We start from the raw sequence: 17,295 nt of genomic DNA, 5'->3' as shown, positions 1-17,295 counted from the left end.
ACGGGAGCCACAACATGCCAGCCAGAAAAACAGAATCCCCACAACAAACCCTCACTGCCACGGCAACCGATACCCTACGCCAGCGTATTCTGTCCGGCGAATGGCCGGATGGCACCCAGTTGCGTCAGGAAGCGCTGTCACGCGAACTGGGCGTCAGCCGGGTACCGGTACGCGAGGCCTTGCGCCAGCTGGAAGCCGAAGGACTGGTACGGATCATCGAACGGCGCGGTGCCGTGGTCAGCCAATTATCCCTGCCGGAAATCGTCGAACTGCTACGCGTACGGGTGCTGCTGGAATGCGACATGCTGTTGGAAGCCATACCGCGCCAGACTGCTGCGGACATCGCGGTCGCCGAAGCGCTGCTGGCGCGCTTTGAGGTTGCGCTGAACAATCAGGATGTCGCCACCTGGGGCCTGTTGAATGCCAGTTTTCACCTGGCGCTGTATCAGGCAGCAGGACGACCACAAACCCTGGCACTGATCGAACAATTACATAACCGCACCGACCGCTACACCCGCATGCAGATTCTGCTGACCGGCTTCAACGACCGCGCGCATCTGGAGCACAACCACCTACTGGAATTATGCCGCCAGAAAGACGCCATCACTGCCGCCGCCTTTCTCAAGCAGCACATCATGCATGCCGAAGAAGCACTGGAAGCCTGGTATCTGGCCCACCAGAGCCCCCCCAGCAGCAAACGTGGGCGCAAGCCACGCCCAGCAAGCCCGGACTGAGTCGGGCGGGTGATAATGAAAAAGAGCCGCAGCAGCGGCTCTTTTTCATTGCGGCAAACAGGGCATTACATCACCAGCTTGGCTCCCACTACCGCCAACATCACCGCCAGCGCCGGCCGTAGCCAGGCATCGGTCAGGCGACGGGTCAGCTTGCTGCCCAGCCAGATGCCCGGCAAGGAGCCCATCAGCAGATTCAGCAGCAGCATGTAGTTGAGGTTGCCCATGCTGGCATGGCCCAAGCCGGCAACCAGGGTCAGCGGGACGGCATGGGCGATTTCCGTACCGACCAGGCGGGTGGTGGGCAGGGCCGGATAAAGCAGGAACAAGGCCAGCGTACCCAGCGCGCCGGCACCGATGGAACTAAGCGTAACCAGCACCCCCAGGCCAACGCCAATCAGTACGGTAGGCAGCGGTTTCAATACAAATTCGGCCGGCGGATGGCCCTGCGGATTGATCAGCTTGATCAGGCGGGGTTTGAGCAGAATGGAAGCGGCAGTCAACAGCAGCGCCACACCCAGCACCAGTTTGAACACAGAGTCCAGCGCGTGGCTGGACAAATGCAGCCAGGACAACATACCCAGCGTCAGCAGCGATGCCGGCACACTGCCGGCAGCCAGCCAGGCAGTCAGCTTCCAGTCGACATGTTTCTGCTTGTGATGGACGAACACGCCACCGGCCTTGGTCAGGGCAGCGTATAGCAGATCGGTACCGACTGCGGTGGCCGGCGAAATGCCGAACCACAGCAAGATTGGGGTCATCAGGGAACCACCCCCTACCCCGGTCAGCCCGACGATAAAGCCCACCACCAGGCCAGCCACTGCGTATCCCAACTCCATGACAGCTCCAAACTAAGTTCTGGCGCTATCCTACTGCACACAATATATAACCAACTAGATTGTTTGATTTAATCAATATTCGATATAAATCTATGACGTGCCATAGCCAATGCTGGCCGGCAATCCAGCAACAAATCTGCTAAAAATAACCATAGCTAGTGAAGACTGTCGCGGCAAACACACAACATTTTGCGTATTGCGCGACGTTTCAGACTTTACAAATGTTTGAAATACAGTCAAGTTTTAATGGTTGGCACAACCGACCGCATGTGATGTACCCAATCTGGAGGTGCAAGGATGATTTCCCGTATTCCTCTCAGTGTCCGCCGCAAGCAGGCACGCGATCAGCATGAAAGTTTTCTGTACGCGGTAGCAAAGCCGCAATTGAGCGACACCGAACGCTGCCGGCAACAAAAAGTCCGCCAGCGTGCCCATGACCGTGATGACGCCCGCTTCATGGCGGAGCGCAGCGAAGACGATCTGTTCTAGCGCTGCCGCGCAGTATCACCTCACTCTGTCAAAGCGCCACTTTCTTGGCGCTTGCTGCCTTTTCTGTCGTCAAAAATCCCCCATTTCTGCTGGCCACTGCCCCTGCGCAGGCGTCCTTGGCAGCGTCTTTATAGTTTCTTTATCCCCCCTCTCGGCTTTTTATCAGGTTTTTGACGTCCGATTGCGTACCTTTCACTGGCACATATCGCCTCGTAAAGGAAATGCAAAATGGATTTGGTCTATCTGGGCCTGACTCTGGGATTCACTGCGCTGACGCTCACGTTCGTGCAGCTCTGCCAACACGCGGAGGGCAAATAGCCATGAACCTGTTCTACGTCATCAGCGCCCTGCTGGCCCTGGGGCTGCTGGCCTATCTGCTGTACGCCCTGTTCAAACCGGAGAATTTCTGACATGAGCACACCTGCCATTCTCCAACTCGGTTTGTTCCTGCTGGTTTTGCTGGCGCTGGCCTGGCCCTTGTCCAGCTGGATCACCCGCATCATGCAGGGTGAAAATCCCGGCCCGCTACGTTTTGTCGCGCCCTTGGAAAAACTGCTCTATCGCCTGGCGGGCATTCGCCAGGACGAGGAAATGGGCTGGAAGTCCTATGCCATTTCCCTGCTGGTATTCAATCTGCTGGGCGTGCTGGCCGTGTACGGGCTGCAGCGCCTGCAAGGCGCGCTGCCGTTCAACCCGCAAGCCATGGCGGCGGTGACGCCTGATTCGTCCTTCAACACCGCCATTTCCTTTGTCACCAATACCAACTGGCAAGGCTATGGCGGCGAAACCACCATGAGCTACCTAACCCAGATGCTGGGGCTGACGGTACAGAACTTCCTGTCCGCCGCAACAGGTGCAGCCGTGGTGATTGCGCTGATTCGCGGCTTTGCCCGTCACAGCTCGGCCCGGATAGGCAATTTCTGGGTTGATGTGACCCGCTTTACCGCATATATCCTGCTGCCGCTGTCGCTGGTATTCGCGCTGGCACTGACCCAACAGGGCGTCATCCAGAACCTGCTGCCCTACCAGACAGCGCATACCGTGGAAGCCACCCACTTCCAACAGGCCAAGCTGGATGCGCAAGGCAATCCGCTAAAGGACAAGGACGGCAAACCCATCATGGTGGATAGCCAAACCCAGCAGCAAACCCTGCCCATGGGCCCGGTTGCCTCACAAGAAGCGATCAAGATGCTGGGGACCAATGGTGGCGGTTTCTTTAACGCCAACTCGGCCCATCCTTTTGAAAACCCGACACCGCTGTCCAACTTCCTGCAAGACCTGGCCATCTTCCTGATTCCGGCAGCCTTGTGCTTTGTCTTTGGCCGCATGGTGGGTGATCGCCGTCAGGGCTGGGCCATTCTGGCCGCGATGCTGCTGATGTTTGCCACCGCCGTGGTGGTGGAAACCAGCGCCGAGCAGGCCGGTGTGCCGCAATTGAGCGCCATGGGCGTGGACCAGCAGGCCAGCAGCCTGCAGTCCGGCGGCAATATGGAAGGCAAGGAAAGCCGCTTCGGCATCATCGACACTGCGCTGTTTACCGTGGTCACCACCTCGGCTTCCTGCGGTGCCGTCAACGCCATGCATGACTCGCTCACCCCTATTGGCGGCATGGTACCGACCTTCCTGATGCAGCTGGGGGAAGTGGTCTTCGGCGGTGTGGGCTCCGGCCTGTACGGCATGCTGGTATTCGCCATTCTGGCGGTGTTCATTGCCGGCCTGATGGTGGGGCGCACGCCGGAGTATCTGGGCAAGAAGATTGAAACCTATGAAATGAAGATGACGGCCATCACCATTCTGGTGACGCCGATCCTGGTGCTGGTGCTGACCGCCATTGCGGTGAGCGTAGATGCCGGCAAGGCTGGCATTGCCAACCCCGGCGCGCATGGCTTCAGTGAAATCCTCTATGCCTTTACCTCCGCTGCCAACAATAACGGCAGCGCCTTTGCCGGCCTGTCTGCCAATACGCCGTTCTACAACATCATGACCGGCATCGCCATGTTCTTTGGCCGCTTTCTGATGATTGTGCCCATTCTGGCCATTGCCGGTTCGCTGTCAGCCAAGAAACGCCTGGCCGTTAACGCTGGCACCCTGCCCACTCACGGCCCGCTGTTCGTGGTGCTACTGATCGGCACGGTATTGCTGGTAGGGGCGCTCAACTACGTTCCGGCACTGGCGCTGGGGCCGGTGGTGGAGCATCTGCACATGGTGAGCGGACATTAATCCTGGGCGTGGATACGCAACAGGATCAAGGAAAACAAGATGAACGATCGCAATCATTCCAATCTGTCGGCGGCAACAAACAACACAGCCAGCCAGCACAGCAAACCGGGCAAGGGCATGTTTGACCCGGCCCTGATCAAACCGGCCATCATCGACTCTTTCAAGAAGCTGTCGCCACGTACCCAGTGGCGCAATCCGGTGATGTTTGTCGTCTATGTAGGCAGCATCCTCACCAGCGCCTTGTGGCTGCAGGCGCTGGCCGGCAAGGGCGAGGCCGCGCCCGGCTTCATCCTGGCCATTGCCCTATGGCTGTGGTTTACCGTGCTGTTTGCCAACTTTGCCGAAGCACTGGCCGAAGGCCGCAGCAAGGCCCAGGCCGCCAGCCTGCGCTCGGCCAAGAAAAACGTGGTGGCCAAAAAGCTGTCCGGCCCGCGCCGCGACGCTGGCGTCACCATTGTCGATGGCCACAGCCTGAAAAAGGGCGACATCGTGCTGGTGGAAGCCGGCGATGTCATCCCGGTAGATGGTGAAGTCATCGATGGCGTGGCCTCGGTGGACGAATCGGCCATTACCGGCGAATCCGCGCCGGTAATCCGGGAATCCGGCGGCGACTTCTCCTCGGTCACCGGCGGCACCCGCGTGCTGTCGGACTGGATCGTGGTGAAAATCACCGCCAATCCCGGCGAAACCTTCCTCGACCGCATGATCGCCATGGTGGAAGGCGCCAAGCGCCAGAAAACGCCCAATGAAATCGCCCTCACCATCCTGCTGGTGGCGCTGACCATTGTCTTCCTGATCGTCACCGTCACCCTGCTGCCCTACTCGCTGTTCAGCGTGGAGGCGGCCAAGGCCGGCTCGCCCATCAGCATCACCACCCTGGTGGCGCTGCTGGTCTGCCTGATTCCCACCACCATCGGCGGCCTGCTGTCGGCCATTGGCGTGGCGGGCATGAGCCGCATGATGGGGGCCAATGTGATTGCCACTTCCGGCCGTGCCGTGGAAGCGGCAGGCGACGTGGACGTGCTGCTGCTGGACAAGACCGGCACCATCACCCTGGGCAATCGTCAGGCTTCGCAATTCGTGCCGGCACCGGGCATCAGCGAACAACAGCTGGCCGATACCGCACAGCTGGCTTCACTGGCGGATGAAACCCCGGAAGGGCGCAGCATCGTGGTACTGGCCAAGCAGAAATTCGCCCTGCGCGAACGCGAGCTTGCCAGCCACGAAGCCACCTTCATCCCGTTTACCGCGCAAACCCGCATGAGCGGCATCGACTACGATGGCCGGCAAATCCGCAAGGGGGCCATCGACGCCATTCGCCGTCATATCGCCGAGCAAGGCGGGGTCTTCCCCGATGCGCTGAGCAAGAGCGCCGATGAAGTGGCGCGGCGTGGTTCCACCCCGCTCTTGGTGGCCGAAGGCAACCGCGCGCTGGGAGTGATCGAGCTCAAGGACATTGTCAAGGGTGGCATCAAGGAGCGCTTTGCCGAGCTGCGCCAGATGGGCATCAAAACCATCATGATCACCGGCGACAACCCGCTAACCGCCGCCGCCATTGCAGCAGAGGCCGGCGTGGACGACTTCCTGGCCGAAGCCACGCCGGAAGCCAAGCTCAAGCTGATCCGCAGCCATCAGGCCGAAGGCAAGCTGGTGGCCATGACCGGCGATGGCACCAACGACGCACCGGCGCTGGCCCAGGCCGATGTGGCGGTGGCGATGAACACCGGCACCCAGGCGGCGAAAGAGGCCGGCAATATGGTGGATCTGGATTCCAACCCCACCAAGCTGATCGAGATCGTGGAAATCGGCAAACAGATGCTGATGACCCGCGGCTCGCTCACCACCTTCTCCATCGCCAACGACGTGGCCAAGTACTTCGCCATCATCCCGGCGGCCTTTGCCAGCACCTATCCGCAGCTGAATGCGCTGAACGTGATGGGCCTGAACAGCCCGGCCTCGGCCATCATGTCGGCGGTGGTGTTCAATGCGCTGATCATCGTGGTGCTGATTCCGCTGGCCCTCAAGGGGGTGAAATACCACGCCAGAAGCGCAGCCGAACTGCTGCGCGGCAACCTGCTGATCTACGGCCTGGGCGGCCTGCTGCTGCCTTTTGCCGGCATCAAGCTGATCGACATGCTGCTGGGCAGCGTGGGCTTGGTCTGAACCGCGCCCTCACCTGAAGGAAATCAACATGCTTAAAACCCTACGTCCGGCACTGCTGTTGTTCGCCATGTTGTCCCTGCTGACCGGCCTGGCCTATCCGCTGCTGACCACGGCGCTAGCCCAGGCGCTGTTTCCGCAACAGGCCAATGGCAGCCTGATCGAGAAAAACGGCCAGATCATCGGCTCCCGCCTGATTGGTCAGCAGTTTTCCGGCGACAAGTATTTCTGGGGCCGGCCGTCGGCCACCAGCCCCATGGCCTACAATGCCGGCAGCTCCGGCGGCTCCAACCTCGGCCCCACCAACCAGGCCCAGCTGGATGCGGTGAAGGCTAATCTCGACCACCTGCGCCAGGCTCACCCCACGCAAACCGCCACAGTGCCGGTTGATCTGGTCACCGCATCCGCCAGCGGGCTGGACCCGGAAATATCGCTGGCTGCCGCCTATTACCAGCTGGAGCGTGTCGCCCAGGCACGCGGCATGCCGCTGGCACGCCTGCACCAACTGGTGGATGATCATATCATTGGCGAAACCTTCGGCCTGCTGGGAGAACCTCGGGTCAATGTGCTGGAGCTGAATCTGGCACTGGATGCGGTGAAGTAAACCCGCTAGCCGTTTGATCTGCGCGTCCGGCCCCGGCCGGATGCGCCCCCCTGACGCCCTGCCCTTACCGGCAGGGCATTATGCTGTACCGCCATACGCGCTGATGGACTGAACATGACGGATACCCGCCCCGATCCCGATGCCCTGCTGGATGAACTGAAGCAGGAAGAGCTGGCCGCACAACGCGGCCGGCTGAAAATTTTCTTTGGTGCCTGCGCTGGCGTGGGCAAGACCTATGCCATGCTCAGTGCCGCCCGCGTGCGCCAGCAGGAAGGCTGCAAGGTACTGGTGGGCGTGGTGGAAACCCATGGCCGCAAGGAAACCGAGGCCCAGCTGCAAGACCTGGAAGTGCTGCCAGCCACCCGCATCGAGTACAAGGGCCGCAGTCTGGCCGAGTTTGATCTGGATGCTGCGCTGGCCCGCCATCCGCAGTTGATCCTGATGGACGAATTCGCCCATTCCAATGTGCCCGGTTCGCGTCACAGCAAACGCTGGCAGGACGTGGAAGAGCTGCTGGCCGCCGGCATCGATGTCTATACCACGCTGAATGTGCAGCATCTGGAAAGCCTGAATGATGTAGTGGGCCAGATCACCGGCATCGTGGTACGGGAAACCCTGCCGGATCATGTATTCGATCAGGCTGAAGAAGTGTCGCTGGTCGACCTGCCGCCGGACGAGCTGCTGGCCCGCCTGGCAGCCGGCAAGGTATATATCTCCCATCAGGCCGAACGCGCGGTGAAAAACTTCTTTCGCAAGGGCAATCTGCTGGCCCTGCGCGAGCTGGCCCTGCGCCGCACCGCCGACCGGGTGGACGCGCAAATGCGCGCCTACCGCGCCGACCAGTCGATCAAGCCGGTATGGCATGCCCGCGAACGCTTGCTGATCTGCGTGGGGCATGGCCCCGGCACCGAAAAGCTGGTACGCAGCGGCAAACGGCTGGCCGCCAGCCTGGATGCCGACTGGATTGCCGTCTTCGTGGAAACACCCGAGCTGCAAGGCCTGTCGGAAACCAAGCGCAGCCGCATCATGAAAGGCCTGAAGCTGGCGCAGGAACTGGGCGCGGAAACCACCGTACTCGGCGGCAGCGACCTGGCCGCTACCCTGCTGGCCTATGCCCGTACTCGCAATGTGTCCAAGCTGGTGGTGGGCAAATCCGCCGGCAGCAAGCTACAGCGGCTGTGGCGACGGCCACTGCTGGAGCAACTGTCGCTGCAGGCCAATGATGTCGATGTCTACGTGGTGGCCCACGAGCTGGAAGATCAACAGCCGCAGACACGTGACGGCTTCAACAGCCTGCTGTTTGGCGAAGCCCGCCGTCAGCAACAGCGGCACGGCTATCTGGCGGCGCTGCTGGCCTGCTTGCTGACCACGGGCTTGGCCAGCCTGCTGGCGCCGTTTTTTGAGCTCTCCAATGTGGTGATGGTGTATCTGCTGGCGGTGGTACTGGTTGCCGTGCGCTTTGGCCGTGGCCCCGGGGTGCTGGCGTCCTTGCTGGCAGTGGCCACCTTCGATTTCTTTTTCGTGCCGCCGCGCATGTCGTTTTCGGTATCAGATACCCAATACCTGCTGACCTTTGCCGTGATGTTTGCCGTGGCCCTCATCATTAGCCAGCTCACCGCCCGCCTGCGCTTTGAGGCCACCATTGCCACCTATCGCGAGCGCCGCACCCGCGCCCTGTATGATCTGGGCCGTGAGCTGGCCGGTGCGCTCACCGCCAACCAGATCATCGACACCGCGGTCAGCCGCCTGCAGCCGCTATTCAATGCCAGCATCGTGCTATTCACCCCCAACAGTAATGAAGAACTGCGCGCTGAAAACGACAGCCATGCCCAGGCCGATCCCGGCGTGGCGCAGTGGGTGTATGACAAGCAACAGCCAGCAGGCCTGGGCACCCAGACCCTGCCGGCCAATGCCATGCTCTATTTGCCGCTGAAAGCACCCATGCGCAATCGCGGCGTACTCGCCGTATTGCCCGAGCAGCTTGATCAGGTTTTCCTGCCCGAACAGCAACGCCTGCTGGAAACCTGCGCCGCCCAGATCGCCCTGGCACTGGAGCGCGTGCATTATGTCGAGGTAGCGCAAGACGCCATCGTCGCCATGGAATCGGAGCGCCTGCGCAACAGCGTGCTGGCGGTGATCTCGCACGATTTGCGCACCCCGCTCACCACCCTGGTCGGGCTGTCCAGCATCCTGGCCACCGGCCAGGTGAATGCCGCCAAGCAGGCTGATATTGCCCAGTCTATCCAGGAAGAATCACTGCGCATGAATCATCTGGTCACCAATCTGCTCGACATGGCCAAGCTGCAGTCCGGCGTGCAGCTCAACCGCGAATGGCAGCTGCTGGACGATGTGGTAGGCAGCGCGGTGCGCGCCTGCCAGCGCAGCCTGGTGCAGCACCAACTGCAGATCGAACTGCCCGCCGGACTGCCCGTGCTGGAGTACGACGCCGTGCTGATCGAACGGGTATTGGTGAACTTGCTGGAAAATGCCGCCAAATACACCCCGCCCGGCAGTCATATCACGCTCAGTGCCAGCTGCGAGGGCGCTACAATGCGTGTTTGCGTGCAGGACGACGGGCCTGGCCTGCCGGCAGGCCAGGAACAAAAGCTGTTCGACAAGTTCAGCCGTGGCAACAGCGAATCCACCACACCGGGCGTGGGACTGGGGCTGGCCATCTGCCGCAGCATCGTCGAAGCCCACGGCGGCGTCATCCGGGCGGCCAATCTCCGGCCACATGGTGCTGCCTTCAGCTTCACCCTGCCGGTACGCGCCATGCCGGCCCTGCCCTGCGAAGAGGAGATCAAGCCATGAGCGACAACCCAGTCAAGCTGGTCGTCATCGAGGACGAAAAACCGATCCGCCGCTTTCTGGCCTCGGCGCTGGATGGCGACAACTGGGTGGTACACCAGGCAGAAAACGGCAAGCAGGGCCTGATCGAAGTGGCCACCCGCAAACCGGATTTGGTGATACTGGACCTGGGCCTGCCAGACATGAACGGCATCGAGGTCATTCGCCAGCTGCGCGAATGGACCGACCTGCCCATCCTGGTGCTGTCCGCTCGCACCCAGGAAGCGGAAAAAGTGCAGGCACTGGATGCCGGTGCCGATGACTACCTGACCAAGCCGTTTGGCGTGGCCGAATGCATGGCGCGCATCCGCGTACTGCTGCGCCGGCGTGGCAATGGCAGTGCCGCCCCGGCCCAGACCTTTGCCTTTGGTGACATCAGGGTCGATCTGGTAGCGCGCAGCGTGCACAAGGGCGAGGCCACGGTGCACCTCACCCCGATCGAATACCGTCTGCTCACCACGCTGATCCGCAATGCCGGCAAGGTCATCACCCACCGCGAACTGCTGCTGGCGGTATGGGGGCCATCCTTCTCCGAGCATAACCAGTACCTGCGCGTCTACATGGGCCATCTGCGGCAAAAGCTGGAAGACAATCCGGCCATGCCGCAGCATATTCTTACCGAAACCGGCGTCGGCTACCGCCTGCTGGAAGGCTGATCCCGCTGGCGGATTTGCCGCCTAGCAGGTCGCGGCAGCCAGCCCCCATCCCAGGCCCGTAGCGCCGCCCCCTCCCGGCCACACGCCGCAAAACGCATTTTGCGGCAGCCCCTCCCTCCCATCCGGCATAACCTGGAAATTTCCAGTCAAATGGATAGTCCATTTCCTGGCTACTGAATCAGAAATCGGCTATTTCTGGCCGCCTTCCCACATTTGTAGACTGCTCTCCCACCAACATCGCCTCGCGCTGCATTGCACGCTTGGCTTGTGCTTCACGCCTGGCCACTCAGCAGCGCGTGCATCCATACGGGAGAGACCTTGAAACGCTTCGCCATTGCCGGCATCCAGATGTCGGTTTCTGCCTTCGAAGAAAACATCACGCGCATGGGGCATTACGTCGCCCATGTCAAACACCGCTTTCCCTGGGTCGACATGGTGCTGTTTTCCGAGCTGGCCGCTTACGGCCCCAGCCCGCTGAAAGCGGAAACCATGCCGGGCGATGCCGAACAGCGGCTGTGCCAGATCGCCGCCCAGCACGGTATCTGGCTGATCCCCGGTTCCTTGTTCGAACTGCGCGATGGCCAGGTTTTCAACACCAGCCCGGTGATCAATCCGCAAGGCGAGGTCATCGCTCGCTTCAGCAAGCTGTTCCCCTTCCTGCCCTACGAAAAAGGCATTACCGCCGGCGACCAGTTCGTGGTGTTCGACGTGCCCGATGCCGGACGTATCGGCATCTCCATTTGCTACGACATGTGGTTCCCGGAAACCACCCGCACGCTGGCAGCCATGGGTGCGGAGGTCATCCTGCACCCGACCATGACCGACACCATAGACCGCGAAGTGGAACTGGCCATTGCCCGGGCCTCCGCCGTCACCAACCAGGTGTATTTCCTCGACATCAACGGGGTGGGTGATGGCGGCGTCGGCCGCTCCATCGTGGTGGACCCTGCGGGCTACGTGCTGCACCAGGCGGGCAATGGCCCGGAAATCATTCCGGTGGAAATCGACTTTGAGCGTGTCCGGCACGAACGCGAACGCGGCCTGCGTGGCCTGGGCCAGCCACTGAAGAGCTTCCGCGACCGGCGCTGCGACTTCCCGGTGTATCAGCGTGACAGCGGCCTCGACAGTTATCTGTACCAGCTGGGCCCGCTGACCAAACCAGAAGACCACCATCAGGGTGAATTGTCCGGCCCCGGCGGCCCGATGGCTGAAATCAAGGCTGACAGCGATGCACTGGCCGCCAGCCAGAGCCAGTCATGACCAGCATCCTGGCAATAGGCTGGCTGCGCTATTGCCGGCAATGGCTGCAGAGCTGGCGGCAAGCCACCTTGCAGCCACAGAAACCCCAGACCCCACCGCGAGCCGCTCAGGGAGAGCACCCCATGCAAAAAGTCAGCAATATTTCCGATCTACGCCTGCTGTTTCACCGCAATGAACGGCCGATCTACTTCATCAGTGCCACCAACTTCAACCTGTTGGGCATAGACCAGTGGGTCAATCGCTTCAAATACATCAACTACATCGACTGCCTCGATGGCCGCCACCCCAATGTGTTCGTGCCGCCGCAACTGCCGCATGAAGAGTTCCAGTCCATCGAAGACATCAACAACTATCTGCTGCAACACAAGGATGTGGTGGATTATGTCGAGCGCGCCGGCGGCCGCCCGGTGGCAGTATTCCTGATGTTCGATGCCGAAACCGAACGGCTGTGCGAAGAACTGGGCATTGAGGTGTGGTTCCCCAGCGCGGCCTTACGTGAACGCTGTGACAACAAGATGGAAACCGTGCGCATCGGCAACAAGGCTGGCGTGCCTTCGGTCCCCAATGCCCTGTGCAAGGTGGACAGCTATGCCCATCTGCGCGAGATTGCCGAAACACATGGTCTGGGCGAACAACTGGTAGTACAGACCGCCTTCGGCGACTCCGGCCATACCACCTTCTTCATTTCCAGCGAAACAGACTTCGACCGGCATGCCGAGGAAATCATCCAGGACCCGGAAGTCAAGATCATGAAGCGCATCAACTGCCGCGGCGCCACCCTGGAAGCCTGTGCCACCCGCAGCGGCACACTGGTCGGCCCACTGCTGACCGAAGTTGTCGGCGAAGCAGAACTGACCCCCTATCGCGGCGGCTGGTGCGGCAACGAGATCTTCCCCGGAGCCTTCAGCGAAGAAGTCCGCGCCAAGGCACGTGACATGGCTTACCGCTTCGGCAACCAGCTGATGGCCGAAGGCTATCGCGGCTACTTCGACCTGGATTTCCTCATCGACAAGGACACCGATGAAGTCTATCTGGGCGAACTGAACCCGCGCATCTGCGGTGCCAGCCCGATGACCAATCACGCTGCCTTCGCCTATGCCGATGTGCCCTTGTTCCTGTTCCACCTGCTGGAATTCTCCGGCATCGAGTTCGAACTGGACGTGGAAGAACTCAACGCGCGCTGGGCCAACCCGGCCTTCATCGACAGCTGGAGCCAGCTGGTGATCAAGCACACCGCCAACAATGTGGACATCATCACCCACGCCCCGGCCACCGGCATCTACCGCATGGCAGACGATGGCTCGGTGTCCTACCACCGCTTCGACTACAAGCGTCAGGATATCGAATCGGAAAACGAGGCGTTCTTCCTGCGCATCGGCGGGCCGGGCGACTACCGCTACGAAGGTGCCGACCTGGGTATCCTGATCACGCGCGGCCGTTCGATGACCGATGATTTCGCCCTCAACGAGCGTGCACGCAACTGGATAGCCGGCATCAAGAAATACTATGCCGCCAAGCCGATCATGGCCGTGCACGAAGAGCAAGTTCCCGCCCCCGGCGCCTTCAAGATTCTATAATCTCCTCAGCGCCACCCCAGGTCGCCGCCGGCAAGACGGTGGCGGCCATCAACCTAGTGAGTCACATGCGCTGTACATTCGAAGCAATCCGGGAAGACACGCCGGGAGCACGCTGGCAGGCGCTGTTCCAGCTACGGTGGCCGGCCTATCAGCAATGGTTTCTGCGCGATGGCTATCGTGCCCGGCCCTCTTATCTGGCTGGGCGACGTGCGCTGCGCCAGCACATGCCTGAGCTGGCTGGGCTGTATCTACAACTATGCGAACTGGCCGGGGGCGGCGATCTGGAAGCGCGTTTTCTGTCGCAATGGTGTCCGCCATCGTATATTTCCGGCTGCTCGCAAGCGGTATGGATCGACCCCTACGGCGTAGAAGGCCCCTTGCTGGCACGCAATTACGACTACGCTCCGCTACTGCTGGAAGGGAGCTGGCTGTCCACCCGCTGGCTGGGCCGCCAGGTGCTGGCCATGAGCGACTGCCTGTGGGGCGCGCTGGACGGCATCAACGAAGACGGCCTGGCCGCTTCGCTATCCTTTGGTGGCCGCACCGCCGTTGGCGAGGGCTTCGGTATCCCGCTGGTGATGCGCTATGTGCTGGAAACGGCTGGCAATACCAGCGAAGCCGTGGCCATCTTGCAACGCCTACCGGTGCACATGACCTACAACATCACCCTGCTGGATCGCCATTGCCAGTGGGCAACCGTCTTCGTGGCACCAGACCGGCCGACCGAAGTGGTCTACCGCCCGGCTGTGGCCAACCATCAGCACGGCGTGGAATGGCAGGCGCATGCTCGTGCCACACTGTCTGAAGAACGGGAATGGATGCTGAACCAGGGGGTACGCAAGGCAGAAACAGCGGATAGCGTACTGCGCACGCTGCTACGGCCGCCGCTATTCCAGACCGCCTATGGCCGTGGCTATGGCACGCTGTATACGGCGGCCTACCATCCGCAAACCCTGATGGCAGAACTACTGTGGCCAGACATGCGCTGGCCACAGTACTGCCTGGATGTGCAGGAAGGTGTGCTGAATGTGCGCTTCGACGCCAATCACGGCGCTTAGCCGCATAGCAAAAAGCCAGCAAGCCGCCCGCCTGTTCAGGGCGCTTGCGGACTGCCAGGTGGCAGTATTAACCCTGAGCGCAGATGACAGCTTCACTCACTGTCATAAATTGGTCATCATTTTCAAACAAAGCCTGTGGCAGACTGTACCCGGTTTTTACAATACTTAAGTTCAGCTGTTGTTACTTGACATGATTAAGTCAGCGCTGCGACACCGAGGAATGCCATCATGAACGCCGCCAAGAAAATCCGCCGTTTTATCGAAGAAAATAAGGATCATGAGCAAGTCCAGGTATTGAAGGACCTGGCCGCCGCACTGGAAATGGGACGGCCCTTTGACTTGGGGGCGCTATACCAGATCGATATGCGCTATTTCGAAGTGGCTCTGGATCTGTTGAAAGACTGGCGCTTCGATCATCACATCGCGGCCCGTAGCAAGTTGCTGGAACAACTGCTCACCGAAATCGCCCCCGATCTGCGCGTGGCGGAAGACAGCACCTCACCCCTGGCCAGCACTGACAGCCCGTCCTCCCCGGCCGCGGCAGAACAGCCTGCGGCCGAGAGCGTAGCCAAACCGGCTCGCAGCCGGCGCAAGAACACCCCCGCTGCCTGAACAGCAGCTCCTGGCACCACTGACAACAGTATCAGCAGTACGGCAAGGAGGCGCATCGCCGGAGCGGGGCTTGTGTCAGCCGGTCTTAACCGCAGACATCCGCCAGCCGCGCCGGCTGACTGACCAGGAAGTTACCCTCCCCCTGCAAACCGACAATGCGGGCATTGCGCTGCGCCTCCCAGCTGTCCACCGGGTATTGTCTTGCCCAGGCACACATTAGCTGCCGGTCCTGCCGGCTCATGTTCAGCCCGTAACGCTGATGCATGTACAAGGTGATGCGGGCTGCACGGCCGCGCACCTCTTCACGCGGCTGAACCCGCTTGCCAGCAAAATCGACGACCGTGCCACACTGGCCGTAAATGCGCGTTGGCTGCTTGGCCCAGGCACCGTAAGACAGATTGCTGCGATCGGCATTCACCTCGCCCACCGCCGGCACCAGATTGTTCAGGTCACCTTCAGCCAGCCGGTAAACGTCGTCATTGCTCGAACAATTCTTGCGTCCGCCCTGCTGCCAGCACTGGCGCTGATGGCCCAGCACCCAGGCCGGCACCACATGCTCCCACTCGATGCGTCGGGCGCGTTCCGCGTTCTTGCGCGGCACATAACCGCAGGATAGCCAGTCCACCGCCTTGCCCTCGTAAGCACAGCCGCAATAAAAATCCTCCTGCATGCCGGCAAATATCTTGGGCAGTACCCGCTTGGCCCCATTGAAATCGCGGTGGCCCACCGCCTTGTCACCCCGCACCAGTGCAGACAGCACCACCTTGTCGCTTTGCCCGCCCACCGGCCCTGGCCCCTGGCCACTGGCCGCTTGCAGCTGCCGCATTACGGTTTCGCCCAGTTGGGCCAGCGTTTTCACTTCACGCGGCAGCTTGACGCCACCGTCTTTGTCGCAGCCGCACAATGCCAGCAACAACAAGCCATAAAACAGTTTTTGCATTTCTACCGTGCCACCACCGCGGGTCATCGCGCTTGGTCGACTCCTGTACTTTGGGGAGGGGCACTATAACCGCCGCCGCCGCATTTTCAAACAGGGCAGAGCAAGCGGCAAACAGCGTGAGCGGGCCTGACTGCGTTACAATTCCGCCACCGGGCAGCGTCGCCCGGCTTTCACAGCAGGTAGAGCATGTCGAGAAAACCGCGCCTTCGTTCCGGCACCGGCGTCACCATGCATGATGTCGGCCAGGCGGCCGGTGTCAGCGCCATTACCGTGTCCCGCGCCTTGCACTCGCCAGAGCGGGTCACACCGGCCCTGCGTGAAAAAATCCTGCAGGTAGTCGAACAACTCGGCTATGTACCCAATCGCTCGGCACGCCAGCTGGCATCAGCCCGCTCGCACACCGTACTGGTGCTGATCCCCTCACTGAGCAACACCGTGTTCATCGACGCCTTGGCCGGCATCGAATCGGTGCTGCAGCCGGCCGGTTACCAGATGTTGATCGGCAATACCCATTACAGCGATAGCGAGGAACTGGCGCTGTTACGGGCCTACCTGCAACACAGCCCGGACGGTTTGCTGGTGACCGGGCTGCAGCAGGCCGAGGCATTCAGCCGCATCCTGCAGGAGCGACAGCTGCCGGCGGTATACATGATGGATCTGAGTGATGACGGCAGGCCCTGCGTCGGGCTGTCACAGGAAGCGGCCGGCGCAGCCATGACCCGCCATCTGCTGGAGCGTGGCCGACGGCGCATCGCCTATCTGGCCGCCCAGCTGGACGAACGAGTGCTGAAACGGCTGCAAGGCTACCGCCAGGCACTGTCCGCTGCCGGCTGTCATGACCCGGCGCTGGAGTGGCTGAACCCGGCCCCGTCCAGCATGCAGCTGGGGGCGGACCTGCTCGATCAGCTGCTGGCCGCCCACCCCGACTGCGACGCCGTATTCTGCTGTAATGACGACCTGGCCATCGGCGCCATTGCCCGCTGCCAGCAGCGCGGCATTGCTGTTCCCACGCAACTGGCCATTGCCGGTTTCAACGATTTGCAGGCTGCGGCCTGGACCACACCGGCACTGAGCACCATCGCCACCCCGCGCTTTGCCATTGGCGCAGCCGCAGCCCGCCTGCTGCTGCAACAGCTACAGGGGCAGCAGGACGCCAGCGCCAGCCATTGCCTTGATCTGGGCTTCCAGCTGCAACAGCGCGGCAGTACCTGAGCACAGCGGCTGTGGTGGCCTGCGCCACAGTCCTTTTCCCGTCCACCAGCCAACCCAGGCTAGCCGCACCTACAAGTCAAGCCATTGATT

At 61.3% G+C, this 17,295-nt stretch carries 15 protein-coding genes; 13 read left to right on the top strand and 2 right to left on the bottom strand.

From position 1 onward, the window contains the following. The first annotated feature begins 14 nt into the window (after positions 1-14). On the top strand, positions 15-734 hold the full coding sequence (locus H2Z84_RS09340) for a GntR family transcriptional regulator (RefSeq protein WP_181835749.1): 720 nt from the start codon (positions 15-17) through the stop codon (positions 732-734). Between the two features lie 65 nt (positions 735-799). Here H2Z84_RS09340 and H2Z84_RS09335 read toward each other — a convergent pair whose 3' ends face one another. Beyond that, positions 800-1,570, bottom strand: a complete 771-nt coding sequence (locus H2Z84_RS09335; protein ID WP_181835748.1) for a sulfite exporter TauE/SafE family protein — start codon at positions 1,568-1,570, stop codon at positions 800-802. Positions 1,571-1,867: 297 nt separating this feature from the next. Here H2Z84_RS09335 and H2Z84_RS09330 point away from each other — a divergent pair, with 297 nt between their 5' ends. The 11 genes from H2Z84_RS09330 (at position 1,868) to H2Z84_RS09280 (ending at position 15,053) form a co-directional block, all read left to right on the top strand. Further along, entirely contained in the window at positions 1,868-2,059 is a 192-nt protein-coding gene (locus H2Z84_RS09330; protein WP_059285177.1) for a hypothetical protein, read from the top strand. A 320-nt stretch (positions 2,060-2,379) separates the two neighbouring features. After that, a complete protein-coding gene (kdpF, locus tag H2Z84_RS09325; protein WP_103523108.1) occupies positions 2,380-2,469 on the top strand; it encodes a K(+)-transporting ATPase subunit F in 90 nt (29 codons plus the stop codon). 1 nt (position 2,470) lies between these two features. Continuing rightward, on the top strand, positions 2,471-4,279 hold the full coding sequence (kdpA, locus tag H2Z84_RS09320; RefSeq protein WP_181835747.1) for a potassium-transporting ATPase subunit KdpA: 1,809 nt from the start codon (positions 2,471-2,473) through the stop codon (positions 4,277-4,279). Between the two features lie 39 nt (positions 4,280-4,318). Further along, complete coding sequence (gene kdpB, locus H2Z84_RS09315; protein WP_439823300.1) at positions 4,319-6,442, top strand: potassium-transporting ATPase subunit KdpB; 2,124 nt, start codon at positions 4,319-4,321, stop codon at positions 6,440-6,442. Positions 6,443-6,470: 28 nt separating this feature from the next. Next, a complete protein-coding gene (gene kdpC, locus H2Z84_RS09310) occupies positions 6,471-7,043 on the top strand; it encodes a potassium-transporting ATPase subunit KdpC (protein WP_181835746.1) in 573 nt (190 codons plus the stop codon). A 114-nt stretch (positions 7,044-7,157) separates the two neighbouring features. Next, a complete protein-coding gene (locus H2Z84_RS09305) occupies positions 7,158-9,854 on the top strand; it encodes a DUF4118 domain-containing protein (protein WP_181835745.1) in 2,697 nt (898 codons plus the stop codon). After that, positions 9,851-10,546, top strand: coding sequence for a two-component system response regulator KdpE (gene kdpE / locus H2Z84_RS09300; RefSeq protein ID WP_181835744.1), 696 nt, complete (start codon positions 9,851-9,853; stop codon positions 10,544-10,546). Before H2Z84_RS09305 ends, kdpE begins: the two co-directional genes overlap by 4 nt. A 318-nt stretch (positions 10,547-10,864) precedes the next feature. After that, on the top strand, positions 10,865-11,806 hold the full coding sequence (locus tag H2Z84_RS09295) for a carbon-nitrogen hydrolase family protein (protein ID WP_220272767.1): 942 nt from the start codon (positions 10,865-10,867) through the stop codon (positions 11,804-11,806). Positions 11,807-11,928: 122 nt separating this feature from the next. Then, a complete protein-coding gene (locus H2Z84_RS09290; protein WP_181835743.1) occupies positions 11,929-13,383 on the top strand; it encodes a biotin carboxylase in 1,455 nt (484 codons plus the stop codon). Positions 13,384-13,448: 65 nt separating this feature from the next. Continuing rightward, positions 13,449-14,441, top strand: a complete 993-nt coding sequence (locus H2Z84_RS09285; RefSeq protein WP_181835742.1) for a C45 family autoproteolytic acyltransferase/hydrolase — start codon at positions 13,449-13,451, stop codon at positions 14,439-14,441. Between the two features lie 228 nt (positions 14,442-14,669). Further along, the gene (locus H2Z84_RS09280; protein ID WP_181835741.1) at positions 14,670-15,053 is read left to right on the top strand and encodes a hypothetical protein; all 384 of its coding nucleotides are present in this window, start codon (positions 14,670-14,672) and stop codon (positions 15,051-15,053) included. 85 nt (positions 15,054-15,138) lie between these two features. Here the strand turns inward: H2Z84_RS09280 and H2Z84_RS09275 are convergent, their stop codons facing one another. After that, the gene (locus H2Z84_RS09275) at positions 15,139-16,020 is read right to left on the bottom strand and encodes an endonuclease (RefSeq protein WP_258869350.1); all 882 of its coding nucleotides are present in this window, start codon (positions 16,018-16,020) and stop codon (positions 15,139-15,141) included. Positions 16,021-16,179: 159 nt separating this feature from the next. Between H2Z84_RS09275 and gntR the strand changes: the two genes are divergently transcribed. Next, complete coding sequence (gene gntR, locus H2Z84_RS09270; protein WP_181835740.1) at positions 16,180-17,205, top strand: HTH-type transcriptional regulator GntR; 1,026 nt, start codon at positions 16,180-16,182, stop codon at positions 17,203-17,205. Positions 17,206-17,295 lie beyond the last annotated feature (90 nt).

The organism is Aquitalea aquatica (assembly GCF_013911085.1).
GTDB lineage: Bacteria > Pseudomonadota > Gammaproteobacteria > Burkholderiales > Chromobacteriaceae > Aquitalea > Aquitalea aquatica.
Note: the sequence above shows the minus strand (reverse complement) of the source record. Positions and strands in the feature narration are given on the sequence as shown.